Genomic DNA, 17,172 nt, shown 5'->3' with positions numbered 1-17,172 from the left:
GGCCCGCAGGGGCCGTCGATCACTCGTCGCTGTCGAGCGCCTGCGCCCAGAGCGGCGCGGCCGCCTCGAACATCGACGGCGCGCTTCCCAGCGCCTTCGCATCACGGGCCAGCTTGAGCCACGCGAGCGTGTCGTGGTGGCTGCCCGGCAGCAGGTCGCGGCTGCGTTCCTGCATCAGCCAAGCGTGCAACGCGGCGTACTGGTCGGGGTGACGCTGCGCGGTCCAGCCCAGTGCGACGAGGTCGCCGTAGCCTTCCTCGCGGCGCACGGATTTCATCGACAGGTAGGCGCGCTGCAGGTCCGGACTCAGGCCGTCGGGCACCGGCGTGGCCGAGAAACCCACCGGCAGGTTGAACCACGCGCCATCCAGGTAGCGGCGGCAATGGCCGAGTTCATGCGCCGCCATCAGTTCGAGGGCGCTGTCCTCCAGGCCCGCCGGCAGGCGCTGCGTCGTCGCTTCGCCCTCGGGGTTGCCGCGCAGGCTGAGCACCAGCTTGCAGCGGCCATCCTTGAAGCCCAGTGCGAGCGGCGCCGCCTCCGGCGCGTCCTGCGGCTGCACGACGATGTCGACCGGCATGCCCGAGGTCTTCGCGTGTTGCAGGACCGGCGACATGCCCGCGATCCAGCGCTGTTCCAGCGGCGTCAGGCCGGCGGCGTGCGCGGTCGTCGAGAAGACGGGGAGGGCGGCGGCGAGCGCGGCAAGCGCGGCGAAAAACTTCTTCATCACGGCTCGGGTCCTGCAGGCAAGAAAGCAGAACACCGATGGTGAAGGGACGTGCGGGGCTTGTGGGCGCCCGGTCCCGTGCGCGAGCGGGGGCCGCGTGAAAGGCTGCCGATTGAACGCGGCGAGTTGTAAACCAGGCGGAAGGGGCGCGTTACGGATGCCGGAGGCCAGGCGCCGGACGCTCAGCCCAGCGCCGTGTCCAGCACCATCATCAGCGCGAAGCCGAGCATCAGCCCCTGCGTCGCCCAGCGCTCGTGGCCTTTGCGGTGCGACTCGGGAATGATCTCGTGGCTGATGACGAAGAGCATCGCGCCCGCCGCGAAGCCCAGTCCCCACGGCAGTAACAGCGGCCAGGCGGAAACGACCCAGGCACCCAGCACCGCGCCGACCGGTTCGACCAGCCCCGACGCCGCGCCCAGCAGCAGCGCCTTGCGCCGCGAGTAACCCACCGTCATCAGCGCCACCGCGATGACGAAGCCCTCCGGCAGGTCCTGGATCGCGATGGCCAGGCTCAGGCTGGCCGCCGCGACCGGATCGTTGGCCGCGAAGGCCACGCCGATCGCGAGGCCCTCCGGCAGGTTGTGCAGCGTGACCGCGATCACGAACAGCGTCGTGCGCCGCAGCCGCGTCGGGTCCATGCCCTCGCGGCCCTTGATGAAGTGCTCGTGCGGCAGCCAGCGGTCCAGCGCCATCAGCGCCCACGCGCCCAGCAGCACCGCCAGCGCGACCTGCGTGGCGGCGCCGGTCGGCGTCGAATGCGCGCGCGCGGCCTCGAGGCCGGGAATGATCAGGGAGAACGAACAGGCCGCCAGCATCACGCCGGCGCCGAATCCCATCAGGGCGTCCTGCCCGCGCGCGGACAGGCTGCGCGTGCCCAGCGCGGGCAGCGTGCCGAAGGCCGTTGCCGCGGCGGCCAGCAGGCCCGCCTGCAGCGCCATCATGATCACCGAGCCGTGGCCGATGCCGCCGCCCGGTCTGATCCAGGTCCAGCCCTGCAGCAGCAGCAGGACCGCCCCGATCAGCAGGATCGCGAAGCCGAAGCCCTGGCGCAGCCGATGCCGGCGCGCCAGCGCGCGGTCGTCGCGGGGGATCGCGTCAGAGTCCGCCATCGGTCAGCTTTGCGGGATCCAGCATCTGCTGGAGCGTGGCGCGGTCGAAGTCGGTCATCTCCTCGGCGACGTCGAGGATGGGCCGCTTCTCCGCATACGCGCGCTTGGCGATCGCGGCGGCCTTCAGGTAGCCGATCTCGCGGTTCAGCGCGGTGACCAGGATCGGGTTGCGCGCCAGCGCGTGCTGCAGCCCGTCGGTGTTGACCTTGAAGTCTCGGATCGCCTGTTCCGCCAGCGCCTTGGTGGCCGCCGAAAGCAGCGCCAGGCTGTCCAGCAGGTTGGTCGCGATCAGCGGCAGCATCACGTTGAGCTGGAAGTTGCCCGACTGACCCGCGATCGTGATCGCCGCGTCATGGCCGATGACCTGCGCGCAGACCATCGTCACCGCTTCCGGGATCACCGGATTGACCTTGCCCGGCATGATCGACGAGCCCGGCTGCAGCGCGTGCAGCTCGATCTCCGCCAGGCCGGCGAGCGGGCCGGAGTTCATCCAGCGCAGGTCGTTGGCGATCTTCATGAGCGAGACCGCCAGGCCCTTCAGCGCGCCCGACAGCGCCACCGCCGTGTCCTGCGCCGACAGCGCGGCGAAGAAGTCCGGCGCGGGGCGGAAGCTCAGGCCGGTCAGCGTGGACAGCTCCTCGGCAAAGCGCTGCGCGAAGTCCGGATGCGCGTTGATGCCCGTGCCCACCGCGGTGCCGCCCTGCGCGAGCTCGCACACCGACGGCAGCAGCGCGCGCAGCTGCGCGCGGCGCGCCTCGATCTGCGCGCACCAGCCGCCGAGCTCCTGGCCCAGGCGCAGCGGCATCGCGTCCATCAGGTGGGTGCGGCCGGTCTTCACGTGATGGCCGACGCTCTGGATCTTCTCCTGCAGCGTCTGCACCAGCAGGTCCAGCGCCGGCAGCAGCTCGCCCTGCAGCGCCTGCGCGGCGCTGATGTGCAGCACCGTCGGGATCGAGTCGTTGCTGCTCTGGCCCGCGTTGACGTGGTCGTTCGGATTGACCGTCACCGGATTCGCCGCGCCGCTGCCGATCAGGCGCGTGGCCACGGTGGCGATCACTTCGTTGGCGTTCATGTTCGAGCTGGTGCCCGACCCGGTCTGGAAGATCTCCACCGGGAAGTGGCTCATCAGCGCCGGGTCCTGCAGCAGCTGCGTCGCGGCGCGATCGATCGCCTGGCCGATGTCGGCCGGCACCTGCTCGAGCGCGATGTTGGCGCGCGCCGCGGCCGCCTTCTGCAGCACCAGCGCGCGCACGAAGCGCTCGGGCATGGGCTGGCGGCTGATGGCGAAGTTCTCGATCGCGCGCTGCGTCTGCGCGCCGTACAGCGCGTCGACGGGCACGGCGACTTCGCCCATGGAATCGCGTTCGATGCGGGTGGCCTTGCTCATGGGAATTTTTCTTTCCTGGTCATTCCTGAAGGGGGCTGCGGCTCAGGCGCCAATGGAAGCGCTGCAGGCGCGCGACGAGGGCGGCGTCGCCCTGGGCGTCGGCCAACCGGTGCAACGCCGCGAGCGGACGGTTGAGCTGATCCAGGCAGGCACATCGCCAATGCCAGGGTAGCAGCGAGTTGTGAGCGGCGCCGTACAGCAGCCGGAGGGCCTGTTCGTGAGCGGGGATCGGCGCGAGGACGCCGGCGTCGACCAGTTGCTCCAGCGCCAGCTGGTGCCGCCGCAGCAGGGCCGGCTCGTCGGGGGCGAGGCCGCAGGTGATCTTCAGCGCCATCCAGCGCAGGCACTCCACGCCCGGATGATCGGCGGCGGCGCATCCCCCGTCGACCGCCATCGGGGCGGCCCGCGACTCCCCCGCGGGAGGGAGGCCGGGGCCGGAAGCGGGCAGGGAAGCGCCTTCGGGCGCGGGCATGCGGGAGGGAAGCAAGGGCATGGCGACTCCTGACGATCAAGGCGTGAACCGGTCGGGCCGGCGGACACGGGCTGGCAGGAACGCTTGCTGTGGCGGGAACGGGAAGTGAAGTCCGGCAAGGCCGGCTCCCGACGCAAAAAGAAAAGAGAGGTCGAGCCGCGAAACGATGCCGATCGCATCGCGGCGCAACCTCTCTGCAAGTTGCATTGGTCGCGCGGGGTCGGAACCCGCAGGAGTCTTCTCGTTTGAGGACGATCCTAGATGAGAATTGATCTCATCTGCAAGCCTTCGCCTGCAAGCGCTTGCAAGGCCTGGGGGCTTTGGGCGAAGCCGTGTCAGATCAGGCGAAGGTCCTTGGGGCGGACACTTGGGAAGACACGGGCCAGGGCGTCGCTGGACAGCCCGAACTGGCGTTGCCACAGCCCGCCCAGCACGGCGCGGTAGTCGTTGAGCACGGGGTAGTCGCGGTTCTGGAACAGCGAGGTCGCCGTCAGCGCGATCTGGTCGCCGGCCACCGGACCACCGGTCGCGAGGCCGCCGCCCAGCAGCCAGTACACGCTGCCGTGACCGTGGTCGGTGCCGCGGTTGCCGTTCTCGCGGAAGGTGCGGCCGAATTCGCTGATCACCATGACCGTGGTCTGCCGCCAGAGAATCCGGCCCCAGTTCATCCGCGATGGCCGCGAGGCCGCGGCCGAGCTCCTCGAAACGATTGGCCAGTTGCCCGGTTGCGCCGCCCTGGTTGACGTGCGTGTCCCAGCCGCCGACATCGATGAAACCCAGGCTGAAGCGTCCGCGCATCAGCGTCGCGATGCGGCGCGCCTCCAGCTCGAAGCCCTTGGCGGGAATCGCATTGCGACCGGCGGCGTCGGTCATCGTCTTCATCCGGTCCGGCGACAGGTCGCGCGCGAGTTCCTCGCGCAGCGCGAGCCCTTCCTCCACGGACGCGCCCAGGCTCTGGCCCTGGTACATGCTGGCGATCAGCGCGCGGTTCTTCGCGTCGACGGCGGGACGCGCGGTCTCACGGAGGCCGGCGTTGGCGATGCGCACCGGGCCGCGGAACGCGATCGGCAACTGGTCCGTGAACGACAGCGCCTGCTGCGCGTCGAGCTCCGCCGCCAGGCGGTTCAGGAAGCCCGAGTTGTAGTCGCGCGAACCGCCCACCGGCTGGCCCAGCTCGATGCTGTCCTGCGTCTCGAAATGGCTGCGCGACAGATCCTCCGTGCCGGCGAACGGGAGGAAGCGCGCCTGGCCCGCCTGCACCAGCGGGAACAGGCTCGCGCGCAGGGCAGGGTGCAGCCCCCAGTCGGCGTTGAGCGGCAGCGCGGAGGCAGCGTCGGTCGGCGAGGGTCTGGCGATGGCGATGCGCGGTCTTTGCTCGTAGTAGAAGCTGCTGCTCGTGGGGATCAGCAGGTGGGTGGCGTCGTAGCCGCCGCGCAGGAAGACGAGCAGGAAGCGGGGCCGTCCGACACCGCCCGAAGCCGGTGACGCCGGTGCCCCTCTCCGCTCAATCGCCTCCTCACGCTCGGCATTCGCTCCAAGGGGCACCGGCGTCACCGGCTTCTCCAGACCCTGGCCTGCGGTGCTGGTGGCGCCCGTGGCGAAGAGGCGGGCGTGCGAGATCGTCAGGGATCCGGCCGCAAGCGTTCGGAGCAGGTGTCGTCGGTCCATGGTCAGCGATACATGAAGTCGGGACTGGAGAGCAACAGCGTCAGCCATTGCTGCGGGGAGGTGGTCTGCGCCAGCGCGGTGCGCGTCGCCGGCGCGAGCGTCGGCTCGATGCGCGCGCGCAGCGGCTGCAGGTCGGGCAGCGGCACCGGCGTGTTCGTACCCTCGGGTCGATACAGCGCGGCCGCACCGCCGCCGATCTGGCGCGCGACCTCGAACCGCAGTGTCATCTGCCCCGGGCTGTTCCAGGCATCCGCCGTCAGCGGATAACCGTCCGGCGTCTGCTTGTCGTAGAGGCCCTGGCCCAATCGCCGCAGCCAGTTCTGCAGCGGCTGCGCGTTCTGCAGCTCACGCTGCTCGAAGCCGGCGCGCAGGCTCGAGAGCAGGTAGACGTGCGGGTCCTTGAAACGCGGTGCGTCCGCCGAGGCGAACTGCGGCGCGTAGAGCATCGGGCGCAGTGTGGCGGGCAGGTTGCCCTTCGTTCTCAGGAAGGCCGCGGACATCGCGTCGACCACCTCGCGCGGCGGCTGCTCGCCGAGGAAGAACACCGACAGCTTGCCGCAGACGAAACGCGCCGTCGCCGGCTGTGCCACCAGCAGGTCGAGGACTTCGTCGAGTTCATCGGCCCCGCGGCCCTTGATGGTGCGGCCCAGCAACTGCTTGTCGCCGAAGTCGTGCCGGGCCGGGTGGAATTCGAAGAGTCCGTCGCGTTGGTAGAGCGCTTCGAAACGTGGCGCGACCTTCGGCCGGCTCGGGATCGACCCGCACGCCGAAACCGGTCAGCACACGCGCCAGCTCCTGCACGTCGCGCTGCGTGTAGCCGCCGTCGACGCCCAGGGTGTGGAGCTCCAGCAGCTCGCGCGCGTAGTTTTCGTTGATCGCGCGCACGGCGTTCTGGTCGTTGTCCAGGTAGCGCAGCATCGCCGGATGCCGCGCGACCGCGCCCAGCATCGTCCGGAACGATCCCAGCGCGTGCGGTCGCAGCGCACGGTCCTGGTAATCGGCGAGCAGCAGCCGGATGTCGCGCTTGCCCTGGTGCACGTTGAAGTGGTTGAACCAGAACCACGACAGCTGTTCGAGCAGCTGCTGTTCCGCGTAGAGCTCGCGCAGCAGCTGGCGTTCGCCGGTCTCGCGCGCGGCCTGGCCTTGCGCGTCCTGGTAGGCCTTGCGCGCGGCGACGCGTTCCTCTTCCGTCGCGACCTTGTTGTCGCCGTTGCGCCGGAAGGATTCGGCCGCCCACACGCGCGCGACGGCAGATCGCCCTGGCTGATGCCCATCGCGTCGATGCGGGCCTGGACAGCCCCGGGCATCGGCGCCTTCGGATCAGCCTTGAGCTGGCGTTCGACATAACGACCCCGACCGAGACGGTCGATCTCGCCCAGCTGCGATTGCGTCGCGCCCCAGCCGACGCGGTTGGCCGCGCGCAGGCGCTGGGACGCGTCCATCGGCATGTCGGGCGTGGAGGGCAGGCCGCCGCACGCGGCGAGCGCGGCGGAGGCTGTTGCGCCCAGCAGCAGCGAGCGACGACGGAGCGCGGAGTTCGAGCGTGACATGCGACAAGCATGCCGCCGCCGTGTCGGCCGTGTCCAGTGGCCTTTGCGCTACTTCACAGTTGTAGCTTGCCCGTCCTCAGAGTTCGGCCACGCCCTTCACACGTTCGGGGGTCTTCGTCAGCGGTACGACGGCAATGGGCGCCTCCACCGCGCGACCATGGAAGCGGTCGAGCAGATCCTTCCACTGCGCGCGCACGGTGACGACGTTCGCCAGCTTCACGTGGCCGTAGCCGCGGATGCCTTCGGGCAGGCGCGCGAGCTTGATGGCGACGTCGAGCTTCGCGGCGGTCAGGTGCGCGAGCAGGTCGTCGACGAGCGCTTCGTAGTCGCGCACCAGCTGGCGCTCGATGCGGCGCTCTTCGGTCTTGCCGAAGATGTCGAGCATGCCGCCGCGCAGGCCCTTGAACTTCGCCAGCGTCTTCAGCGCCTTGAAGGTCCATGAGCCGAGCTCGATCTTCTTCGCGCGGCCGTCGGCGCCCGGCTTGGACAGCAGCGGCGGCGCCATGTGGAAGCTCAGGTGATCCCAATCCTCGAACTGCGCCTTCAGCGCGGCCTCGAACTTGCCGTCGGTGTACAGGCGCGCGACCTCGTACTCGTCCTTGATGGCGAGCAGCTTGGCGTAGTAGCGCGCGACGGCCTTGGTCAGGCGCAGGCCCTTGCCGGCGTCGCCGAGCGCGGACTCGGCGGCGCGCACGCGCTGCACCAGCGCCTCGTAGCGCGACGCGTAGGCGGCATCCTGGTAGTCGGTCAGGAAGGCCTTGCGGCGCGAGACCAGACCCGGCTGGCCGTCCTTGTCGTCGAGCTGGTCGAAGTTGAACCACTGCACGGCGGAGCCGCTCTGCTCGCCGGCCAGGCGGCGCAGCGCCTCCGGCGCGGCGATCGCGAGGCGACCCAGCGCGAAGGCGGTCTTGTTGTTCTCGACCGCGACGCCGTTGAGCTCGATCGCGCGCATCAGCGCCTCGAAGGACACCGGCACCAGGCCACGCTGCCAGCAGGCGCCCAGCATGATGATGTTGCTGGGCATCGTGTCGCCCATCAGGCGCTTGGCGATGTCCTGCGCGTCGATGCTGGCGAGCAGGTCCTGGCCCTCGCCGACGGCGTGGCGCATCTTGGCGATCAGCGCGTCCGCCTGCAGGCTCGCGTCCGGGTTGCGGACGAAGGCGGCGGTCGGCAGTTCATGCGTGTTGGCCAGGATCACCGTGCGGCCGGCCTTGATCGTGGCCAGCGCGTCGGCGCTTGCGCCGACGACCATGTCGCAGGCCAGCAGCACGTCGGCCTGCTGCGTGTCGATGCGGACCTGGTTGAGCAGGTCCTGCGTCGGCGCGACGCGCACGAAGGACAGCACCGCGCCGCCCTTCTGCGCGAAGCCCATGAAGTCCAGCACCGAGCTCTGCTTGCCTTCCAGGTGCGCGGCCATCGTGACCAGCGCGCCCACCGTCACGACGCCGGTGCCGCCGACGCCGGTGACCAGCATGTCGAAGGGTCCCGTCCACGCCCAGGGCGCGGGCGGCTGGATCGCGGCGATCTCGCGCGCCAGGTCCGCCGGCCCGAAGGCCGCGCCGGCGCGCTTCTTCAGCTTGGCGCCGTGCACCGACACGAAGCTCGGGCAGAAGCCGTTCACGCAGCTGAAGTCCTTGTTGCAGCTGCTCTGTTCGATCACGCGCTTGCGGCCGAAGTCGGTCTCGACCGGCACGACCGACAGGCAGTTGCTCGCCTGCCCGCAATCCCCGCAGCCCTCGCAGACGGACTCATTGATGAAGATGCGCTTGTCCGGGTCGGGGAACTCGCCCTTCTTGCGGCGGCGGCGCTTCTCGGCGGCGCAGGTCTGGTCGTAGATCAACACGGTGACGCCGGCGATCTCGCGCAGCTCGCGCTGCACGGCGTCCAGCTCGGACCGGTCATGGAAGGTCGTGCCCGCGGGGAAGAGGCCGTGGTGGCCCTCGTACTTGTCGATGTCGTCGGAGACCACGACCAGGCGCTTGACGCCCTCGGCCTCGACCTGGCGCGCGATCTGCGGGACCGAGGTCTGGCCGTCGACCGGCTGGCCGCCGGTCATCGCGACCGCGTCGTTGTAGAGGATCTTGTAGGTGATGTTGGCCTTGGCCGCGATGGCCTGCCGGATCGCCAGGTAGCCCGAGTGGTAGTAGGTGCCGTCGCCCAGGTTCTGGAAGACATGCTTCTCGGTCGTGAAGCGCGAATGCGCGGCCCAGTCGACGCCCTCGGCGCCCATCTGGATCAGGCCCGAGGTGCCGCGCTCCATCCAGCTCGCCATGAAGTGGCAGCCGATGCCGGCCAGCGCGCGCGAACCTTCCGGCAGCTTGGTCGACGTGTTGTGCGGGCAGCCCGAGCAGAAGTAGGGCTGGCGGCGCACCGCGTCGGCGCTGTTGGACAGCAGGCAGGGCGTCAGGAAGTCGACGACCAGATGGCGCCGGTCCAGCGCCGGGTTCAGTCGCGCGAGCCAGTCGGCCACCGTCGGCATGATGCGCGAGGGCCGCAGCTCACCGAGCGCGCTCAGCACGGCGGCCCCGTGTTCATCGGACTTGCCGACCACGCGCGGACGCTGCGCGTCGGGCAGGTGGTACAGCAGTTCCTTGATCTGGCGCTCGACGACGGGCGCCTTCTCCTCGATGACCAGCATGTCGGTCAGGCCCTGCGCGAACTCGCGGATGCGCGTCGGCTCCAGCGGGTACACGAGGCCGACCTTGTAGACCCGCACACCGGCGGCGGCCAGCGCGTTGGGGTCGAGGTCCAGGCGGCGCAGCACTTCCATGAAGTCGTAATGCGCCTTGCCGACGGTGACGATGCCCAGCGAGGCGCGCGGGCTGACGACGATGTGCTTGTCGATCGAGTTGACCTTGGCGAAGGCCAGCACCGCATCGATCTTGTGCGCGAGGCGCGATTCCAGCTCCAGCGACGGCAGGTCGACGGAACGGATGTGCAGGTTCGTCGGCGGCGTGTGGTCGACGGGCAGCTCGAAGTCCATCGGCACCGCGTCGAGGTCGACCGTCATGCCCGACTCGACGACTTCCGAGATCGCCTTGAAGCCGACCCAGGCGCCGGAGAAGCGCGACAGCGCCCAGCCGTAGAGGCCGAACTCGAGGTACTCGGCGACGTTGCCCGGATGCACCAGCGGCATCGACCAGGCCTGCAGCGCGAGGTCGCTCTGATGCGGCGTCGACGAGGACACGCAGCCGTGGTCGTCGCCGCAGACGACTAGCACGCCGCCCTGCTTCGCGGTGCCGTAGACGTTGCCGTGCTTGAGCGCGTCGCCGGAGCGGTCCACGCCGGGCCCCTTCCCGTACCACATCGCGAAGACGCCATCGACGGTGCGCTTCGGATCGAGCGCCACGCGCTGCACGCCCAGGCAGGCGGTGGCGGCGAGGTCCTCGTTGATCGCGGGCAGGAAGTTGACGGCGGCCTTGTCGAGGAACTTCTTCGCCTTCCACAGCTGCTGGTCGACCATGCCCAGTGGGCTGCCGCGGTAGCCGCTGACGAAGCCGGCGGTCTTCAGGCCCTGGCGTTCATCCTGGGCCTTCTGCATCAGCAGCAGGCGCACCAGCGCCTGCGTGCCGGTCAGGAACACCGGCCCGGCGCTGGCGGCCAGGTTGTCGGACAGCTGGTAGGGGCGCAGGGCCGGCGCGGCGGCAAGACTGGCTTCGGTCATGGCTTGTCTCCCCAATGGGGCGAGCCGGCCGGGCGGGGTGCCGGTCGGCTCGGATGGTCAGAAGAATGAATGGAGGGATTCTTTCCCCAGACAATGCGCACTTTCTTGCTCCGTTTACTAGAGCGGTGGCACGGATCGACCAGATCATTCTCAGAAAGTGCCGATATGGAGAACGAACGTTTCGATCGAGCGACCCGCTTGATCCTCGAGGCGCTGCAGGCCGACGCGCGCCAGAGCACACAGCAGCTGGCGGAGAAGGTCGGCCTCTCGGCGACGCCGGTGTGGCGCCGCGTCAAGGAGCTCGAGGAGCGGGGCGTGATCCGGCGTCACGTGGCGCTCGTGGACCGGGAGCAACTGGGCCTGTCGATCTGCGTCCTGGCGAATGTCAGCCTGGTGCGGCACACGGAAGGCGCGGTGGATGCGTTCGAGGCGATGGTGGCGGGCAGCCCGGAGATCGTCGAATGCCAGGCGATCACCGGCGAGGCGGACTACGTGATCAAGATTGTCGCGCCGGACATGAAGGCCTACGACCAGTTCCTGCAGAGCAAGGTCTTCCGCGTTCCGGGCGTCGCGAGCGTGCGCAGCAACGTGGTGCTGCGCGAGGTGAAGTACGAGACCGCCTACCCGGTCCCGTGAGCGTCGCCGCCGATCACCATCGACCGTTCAACGTGCAGTCAAAGACTGGCAGTGGGGCCGGAATGACGCTGGGGGTTCCCGGAGGGATGCCCCCTGCGTCGTGGAGTGCCCGCGCCTGGCGTCTCGCAGGAGGGCGACCCCCGCAGTGCGCGTTCTCCTCAATGGGCATCGCGTTTTCGACGTGAGATCCTGACGCCATGTTCTCCGTCTACGGCACCTCCGGAAAGATCCTCACCGGCGGCCTGGAGCAGGTTCGCGACCTGGCTCCGGTGCAGGCGGTGGCGCGCACGCGCGCGGTGGCGCCGATTGCTCGCCAGGGCGACCTGACGCCGTCGACGGTGGTGCTGGCCGGCGTCGGGCAGGGCGGCGGCGGTGTCGGCGGTACGCCGGGATTCGGCCCCTCGGCCTACATGGCGCACGAGGCGTTGGCCGCCTACGCTGGCGACACCACGCGGGTGCCGTTGACGCAGGTGCATCAGCTGATGAGCCGCAAGTTGATCAGCGTGATGTCGGGCTCGTCGCTGCGTCAGGCGATGCGGGCGATGTCGCGCGCCGGCGTCGCGCAGGCGCCGGTGCTCGGCGACCAGGGCGAGGTGCGCGGCCTGGTGTCGCGCGGCGATCTGACGCGCGGTCTGGCGGAGGATCTCGAGGAGATGGCCGAGATCATGGTCATCGCGCGGCGGTTGGCCGCGCCGGTGGACGACGTGATGTGGACGCCGGTGCCGGTCGCCCAATCCGACACGCCCTTGCGCGAGGCGGCGCAATTGATGCTCGACCTGGGCCTGCCCGGCCTGCCGGTGGGCGACGACAACGGCCACCTGATCGGCTTCCTCTCGCGCAGCGACCTGCTGCGCGGCATGACGCACGAGCCGCCGCTGGACCTCTGGTCCTGACGACTGCGCCCCCTGGGGGTCAGTACTTGCGCATCCCGCGCTCGGCCTCTTCCTGCTCGATCGCCTGCAGCGTGCGCCAGTCGGTGCAGACGAAGACGCCGTCCTCGACGATGCGGTCCGGCAGCGAGCCGTCGCCGCGGGCGACCTTCCCGTCCTTGCAGATCATGGTGCCGCGCGCCTGACCCTGCTCCTGCAGCGCCTTGCCGACGACCATCGAATCCCGGGTGTACAGCGTCAGCATCAGCAACGCGAACAGCACGCCCAGCATCAGCGCCACGCCGACGACGATGTCGCTGACGTCGCGCAAGGCGGACGGCGGCGCCGGCTGCGCGGCCTGCGCACGAGGCGCCGCAGCGAAGCTGCGTCCGTCGTCGCGCGAGGCGCTCGACGGCGAACGCGACGTGGACGTCGAACCAGACCGCGCGTTGGTGCGATTCAAGCCGGGCGAAGGACGGGTGGTGGCCATGTTCATGAAACGGATCGCTTTGCCAAAGACAGACACCAGCAAGGGCGGACCGAAGACGGACGGGATGAAGGCTACAGGCGACGGCGTGGGTCAACTGCTTAAATGCGGGGCTCCCCACCAAAAATGCACGGGCGCCCGCGACCCTTTCCGTTGGTTACAGCAGTTGCAGAACTAAGATTTCCGCACTTGAAAAGAGCGCCGTCCGAGCGCTTCTGAAGCGCCGCAAACAGCGCTGTGCGCACATCGCGCAAACCCACCCGCCGACCCTGCGACCACCTTCGCGAGCTCGATCACCATGTCCCAATCCGCTACCCCTCTCACGGCCGCCGCGCATCAGGCGCTGCAGAAGTTGTCGCACGAGTTGCCGGATGCCTGCGAGCGCCTGGACTACGTCAAGCGCATGACCGACCAGGCGGCCAACAAGGTGCTGGGGATCGTCGAGTCGGCGCAGGAGGACGCGCAGGCGGTGGCGCGACAGGGTCACGAGTTGTCGGAGTCGCTGCAGCGTCTGGCCGCCGCGCCGGACCTGAGTGTCGAACGCGCCCGCGCGATGATGCGGCTGTGCGCGGCCTATGCGGCCGGCGCCGCCGGGTTCGCGGACCGCGTGAAGGGCCTGCAGACCGAGATCATGATGGCCCAGGACTTCCAGGACCTGTCCGGCCAGGTGATCAACAAGGTGCTGAACATGCTGCGCCCCGCCGAGGAGCCGCTGCAGCAGCTGCTTGCCGCGCAGGAACAGGCAGCCCCGCAAGCGGCCGTGGAAGAGCAGCTCGCCGGCGTGCAGACGCCCGACAAGGCGCTGCAGCAGGACGACGTCGACGCGCTGCTGGCGGAGATGGGCTTCTGAGGTTTTCTGAGAGCTTCTGAGGCCGTCCCCGGCCCTTCGACGATCTCCGAGGTCCTTGCTCAGGACCAGAGCATAGGATCCACCTCGTAATACCGGCGCAGCTCCGCATACAGCGCCGGATGCGCCTGGGCCAGCGCCCACGGCTGCCCGAAGAAGCGCTCGCTCGCGACGGCGAAGAATTCCGCCGGTTCGGTGGCCGCGTAGTCGCCCAGCGGATCGGGCTCGCCCGCGACGAGCCGCACCCGCAGCAGGTCGAAGCTCTGCTGCATGACCACCGCCCAGCGCGCCTGCCGCGCCCGGTTCCCCAGCCACGGCGCGCCGTTGGCCAGGCCCTTGACCTGATCGAGCTGGTGCGCGAATTCGTGCACCGCGACGTTGTGGCCGCGCTCCGGATGCGCGGCGTCCCGCAGCACGTCGTCCCAGGACAGCACGACCTGACCCTCGCCCCAGGATTCGCCGCTCAGCACCTGGCGGTCCTGCATCTGCAGCGGGCCTTGATGCCGCACCCGGTCGACGATGAAGGCGCCGGGATAGACCAGCACCGTATGCAGCTTCGGGTAGTAGCCGCGGCTGCGGCCGAGCAGCGGCAGCGTGGCCAGCGCGGCGATGGTCACGCGGACCTCGTCGGTGATGACCTGGCCGGCGCAGCCGATGAAGGACTTCTCCGCGAGGAAGACCTGCATCTGGCGCTTGAGCTTCAGTTGCAGGTCCGCCGGCAGCCGCGCGACCTGCGGCACGTTGCGGCGCAGGATGGCGCGCCACACGGCGGGAAAGGCCTTCGCGCGCAGCGCGGCGCGGCGGCGTGCCTGCCGCCAGGAATGGCTCATCAGCCAGAAGCAGATCAGCGCCGCGATCAGCGCGAGCAACAGCAGGGTCATGGCGGTGAGCGCATCGGCGCTTCGCTGCAAGACTTCCAAGATGCGCGCGCATCGAACGCTTTTCAAGTGCGGGTCAGGTCTTGCGGTCCGGCGATCGCGTCGGGAACCGCTGTCCGAACAGGACTGCGGCATCGGCGCGACGAAGTCCGGCGCCCGGGGCGATTGACGGTCGGCACGAGGGTGGCGAGGCCCGTTCCGGTCACGCGCGGCCCGGACAATTTCGGCCTGGACGACCGCGGACTTGAGCGCTGATTGAAGCGCCCACCCCCGGACGGTCGCCTTGATACGAACCGATCAGCATGAGGGAGGGCGGCAACCGGCTGGAAGGCGCGGTGGCCGTCGAGGCGATTTGAAGTTTTCGGAAGTGCAGGCGACGTCGCTCAGGACCTCGCCGTTCGACGTCAGTCCGCTGCAGCAGTACCGCGCGAAAGTCCAGCAGGAGATGCTGGACGGCCCGCCGCCGTCCGTGGTGCTGCGCCTGTCCCCGTTCATCGGGACGGACGGGCCGCTCCAGGAGATGTACGCGCAGAACAGCGCCGACGTCACCTACGGCCGTCATCCGCTCGGCCAGGAGGCGCCGCCGGTCAGCCGTATCGAGACGCCGCCGTACTCCCACGGCACCTACACGGCCGCCAACTTCCCCGACCTGCGGGTGCAGGTCGAGCTCGGGCCGATGCTTGTCAGCCATGTCGACCGCGCCGGCGGGACGCCGCGCGTGCTGGACGTCACCGCCTGACCCGCTTTAGCATCGCCTGACGCCGTGTGCGATTGGCGCGCGGATCGAACAACGTGGGGGAGGACACGATGGGCCAACCAGGTCGGCAGGATCAGCGCGTGCGCTGGATGCGACACGTCATCGCGGCGCCGGTCGCGGCGGGACTGGTGCTGGGCGGTGCGCCGGCGCGAGCCGCCGAACAGACGATCGAGCTGAACTCGCGGGGCGGCTATCAGAGCCACCGGCTGCCGGACGGCGCGACCGATGTGGAGCTCCTGCAGCAGACCGCCGGCGGTTGCCGCTTCGGCCGGACCTGGGGCTTCGACCTGACCAGCAAGGAGATGTGGGTCGACGGCGGCTGCGGCGGCCGGTTCAAGGTCACGGTGGCGGCGGGCGGCACGGGTGACAGCGGCAGCTCGGACAACTCGAGCAACGTCGGCGCGGCCGTGGCCGCCGCGGCGGTGATCGCCGGCATCGCGCTGCTGGCCAGCAAGGACAAGGACAAGGACAAGGACCGGGACGGCGACTGGCACGGCGACTCCGGCTGGAACAGTCGCCAGATCCGCGGCAAGGGCGGGCTCTGTCTCGACATCGAGGGCGGCGCGCGTCCCGGCCACAACCTCATCGTCTACGACTGCAACGGCGGCGGGAACCAGCGCTTCGAGTGGAACCGCAACGGCGAACTGCGCGTGTCGGGCCTGTGCCTGGACGTCGCCAACGGCAACACTTCGGACGGCGCCCGGGTCATGGCCTACGAGTGCAACGGCGGCGCCAACCAGCGCTGGCGCACGCGCGGCAGCGAGCTCCGCAGCGCGGACTCCGGCAAGTGCCTCGACATCGAGAACGGCCGCGCCCGTCCGGGCACGGCCGTCATCATCTACCGCTGCAACGGCGGCGAGAACCAGCGCTGGTCGTGGTGAGCGTGTCGGGGTGACGCCGCTCGCCGCGATCAGCGTGCGACGGTCTCCGTGCGCGCGGCACGGACCGCCGCGCTGAGCACGTCCAGCACCTCGATCGAGTCGTCCCATGCCAGGCAGGCGTCGGTGATGCTCTTGCCGTACTCCAGCTTGGACGGATCGTCCTTGCCGGGGCTGAACTTCTGCGCGCCGCCCTTCAGGTGGCTCTCGACCATCACGCCGAAGATGCTGGTGCCGCCGGCGCGGATCTGCGCGGCGATGTCGCGCGCGACATCCAGCTGGCGTTCATGGTTCTTGCTGCTGTTGGCGTGCGAGCAGTCGACCATCAGCCGCGTGTCGAGCTTCGAGGTCGCCAGGTCCGCGCAGGCCGCCGCGACGCTCTGGGTGTCGTAGTTCGGCGCCTTGCCGCCGCGCAGGATCACGTGGCAGTCGCGGTTGCCCTTGGTCTCGACGATCGCGACCTGGCCGTTCTTGTGCACCGACAGGAAGTGGTGCGGCCGCGCCGCCGCCTGGATCGCATCGGTGGCGATCTTGATGTTGCCGTCGGTGCCGTTCTTGAAGCCGATCGGCGCCGACAGTCCCGAGGCCAGCTCGCGGTGCACCTGGCTCTCGGTGGTGCGCGCGCCGATCGCGCCCCAGCTGATCAGGTCGCCGATGTACTGCGGCGAGATCACGTCCAGGAACTCCGAGCCCGCCGGCATGCCCAGCCGGTTGATCTCCAGCAGCAGCTGGCGCGCGATGCGCAGGCCCTCGTCGATGCGGTAGCTCTCGTCGAGGTAGGGATCGTTGATCAGGCCCTTCCAGCCCACCGTCGTGCGCGGCTTCTCAAAGTAGACGCGCATCACGATCTCCAGCGTGTCGGCGTGCTGCTCGCGCAGCGTCACCAGGCGCTTGGCGTAGTCGAGCGCCGCGGCCGGGTCGTGGATCGAGCACGGCCCGATGATCACGAGCAGGCGGTCGTCCCGGCGCTGCATGATGTCGCGGATGCGCTGGCGCGTGCCGACGACGAGCTGCTCCATGGCCGTGCCACGGATCGGGAAGAAGCGGATGAGGTGTTCAGGAGGCGGCAAGGGCGTGATGTCCAGGATGCGTTCGTCGTCGGTCTGGGAGGTCTTGTCCTGCGGCGAATACCAGCGCTCCGCCTGGGTGGCGCTGGGATAAGGACTGGTCGACTTGGCATTCATGGGAATCACGCTTTCTCGTGGTGGACGGGCTGCTGCTGGGTAGTCACTTCGCCCGGCCGAAA

Annotated in this window: 15 protein-coding genes and 1 pseudogene; 5 read left to right on the top strand and 11 right to left on the bottom strand. The window is 69.5% G+C overall.

Annotated elements, in window-relative coordinates:
- Positions 1-19: 19 nt before the first annotated feature.
- From ACFJIX_RS02890 to ACFJIX_RS02855, 8 genes and pseudogenes are all read right to left on the bottom strand, one after another.
- Positions 20-724 (bottom strand): hypothetical protein, encoded by a 705-nt coding sequence (locus tag ACFJIX_RS02890; protein ID WP_377157627.1) that lies wholly within the window; start codon positions 722-724, stop codon positions 20-22.
- 182 nt (positions 725-906) lie between these two features.
- Positions 907-1,833, bottom strand: coding sequence for a ZIP family metal transporter (locus tag ACFJIX_RS02885; RefSeq protein ID WP_377157625.1), 927 nt, complete (start codon positions 1,831-1,833; stop codon positions 907-909).
- On the bottom strand, positions 1,820-3,220 hold the full coding sequence (locus ACFJIX_RS02880) for a class II fumarate hydratase (protein WP_377157624.1): 1,401 nt from the start codon (positions 3,218-3,220) through the stop codon (positions 1,820-1,822). Before ACFJIX_RS02880 ends, ACFJIX_RS02885 begins: the two co-directional genes overlap by 14 nt.
- A 19-nt stretch (positions 3,221-3,239) precedes the next feature.
- A complete protein-coding gene (locus tag ACFJIX_RS02875) occupies positions 3,240-3,713 on the bottom strand; it encodes a hypothetical protein (protein ID WP_377157622.1) in 474 nt (157 codons plus the stop codon).
- Between the two features lie 314 nt (positions 3,714-4,027).
- Positions 4,028-5,360, bottom strand: a pseudogene (locus tag ACFJIX_RS02870) (DUF1501 domain-containing protein).
- A gap of 2 nt (positions 5,361-5,362) precedes the next feature.
- A complete protein-coding gene (locus ACFJIX_RS02865; protein ID WP_377157620.1) occupies positions 5,363-6,013 on the bottom strand; it encodes a DUF1800 family protein in 651 nt (216 codons plus the stop codon).
- Complete coding sequence (locus ACFJIX_RS02860; RefSeq protein ID WP_377157618.1) at positions 5,976-6,599, bottom strand: DUF1800 family protein; 624 nt, start codon at positions 6,597-6,599, stop codon at positions 5,976-5,978. Before ACFJIX_RS02860 ends, ACFJIX_RS02865 begins: the two co-directional genes overlap by 38 nt.
- Before the next feature lie 387 nt (positions 6,600-6,986).
- Positions 6,987-10,574 carry an indolepyruvate ferredoxin oxidoreductase family protein gene (locus ACFJIX_RS02855; RefSeq protein WP_377157617.1) on the bottom strand — a complete coding sequence of 1,196 codons (3,588 nt, stop codon included), beginning with the start codon at positions 10,572-10,574 and terminating at the stop codon, positions 6,987-6,989.
- 165 nt (positions 10,575-10,739) lie between these two features.
- Between ACFJIX_RS02855 and ACFJIX_RS02850 the strand changes: the two genes are divergently transcribed.
- Positions 10,740-11,210, top strand: a complete 471-nt coding sequence (locus ACFJIX_RS02850; protein ID WP_377157615.1) for an Lrp/AsnC family transcriptional regulator — start codon at positions 10,740-10,742, stop codon at positions 11,208-11,210.
- Between the two features lie 197 nt (positions 11,211-11,407).
- The gene (locus tag ACFJIX_RS02845; RefSeq protein WP_377157613.1) at positions 11,408-12,103 is read left to right on the top strand and encodes an HPP family protein; all 696 of its coding nucleotides are present in this window, start codon (positions 11,408-11,410) and stop codon (positions 12,101-12,103) included.
- 19 nt (positions 12,104-12,122) lie between these two features.
- On the opposite strand, the gene ACFJIX_RS02840 is transcribed toward ACFJIX_RS02845, so the two are convergent.
- On the bottom strand, positions 12,123-12,575 hold the full coding sequence (locus ACFJIX_RS02840; protein ID WP_377157612.1) for a hypothetical protein: 453 nt from the start codon (positions 12,573-12,575) through the stop codon (positions 12,123-12,125).
- A 289-nt stretch (positions 12,576-12,864) separates the two neighbouring features.
- Between ACFJIX_RS02840 and ACFJIX_RS02835 the strand changes: the two genes are divergently transcribed.
- Positions 12,865-13,416, top strand: a complete 552-nt coding sequence (locus ACFJIX_RS02835) for a protein phosphatase CheZ (RefSeq protein WP_377157611.1) — start codon at positions 12,865-12,867, stop codon at positions 13,414-13,416.
- Between the two features lie 59 nt (positions 13,417-13,475).
- On the opposite strand, the gene ACFJIX_RS02830 is transcribed toward ACFJIX_RS02835, so the two are convergent.
- Positions 13,476-14,294, bottom strand: a complete 819-nt coding sequence (locus tag ACFJIX_RS02830; protein WP_377157609.1) for a zinc-dependent peptidase — start codon at positions 14,292-14,294, stop codon at positions 13,476-13,478.
- A gap of 349 nt (positions 14,295-14,643) precedes the next feature.
- Between ACFJIX_RS02830 and ACFJIX_RS02825 the strand changes: the two genes are divergently transcribed.
- A complete protein-coding gene (locus ACFJIX_RS02825; RefSeq protein WP_377157607.1) occupies positions 14,644-15,030 on the top strand; it encodes a hypothetical protein in 387 nt (128 codons plus the stop codon).
- 68 nt (positions 15,031-15,098) lie between these two features.
- Positions 15,099-15,929, top strand: coding sequence for a lectin (locus ACFJIX_RS02820; protein WP_377157605.1), 831 nt, complete (start codon positions 15,099-15,101; stop codon positions 15,927-15,929).
- Between the two features lie 29 nt (positions 15,930-15,958).
- Here the strand turns inward: ACFJIX_RS02820 and ACFJIX_RS02815 are convergent, their stop codons facing one another.
- Positions 15,959-17,110, bottom strand: a complete 1,152-nt coding sequence (locus tag ACFJIX_RS02815; protein WP_377157603.1) for a 3-deoxy-7-phosphoheptulonate synthase — start codon at positions 17,108-17,110, stop codon at positions 15,959-15,961.
- Positions 17,111-17,172 lie beyond the last annotated feature (62 nt).

Origin of the sequence: Roseateles sp. UC29_93 (genome assembly GCF_042695725.1) — a bacterium.
GTDB lineage: Bacteria > Pseudomonadota > Gammaproteobacteria > Burkholderiales > Burkholderiaceae_C > Roseateles > Roseateles noduli_A.
Note: the sequence above shows the minus strand (reverse complement) of the source record. Positions and strands in the feature narration are given on the sequence as shown.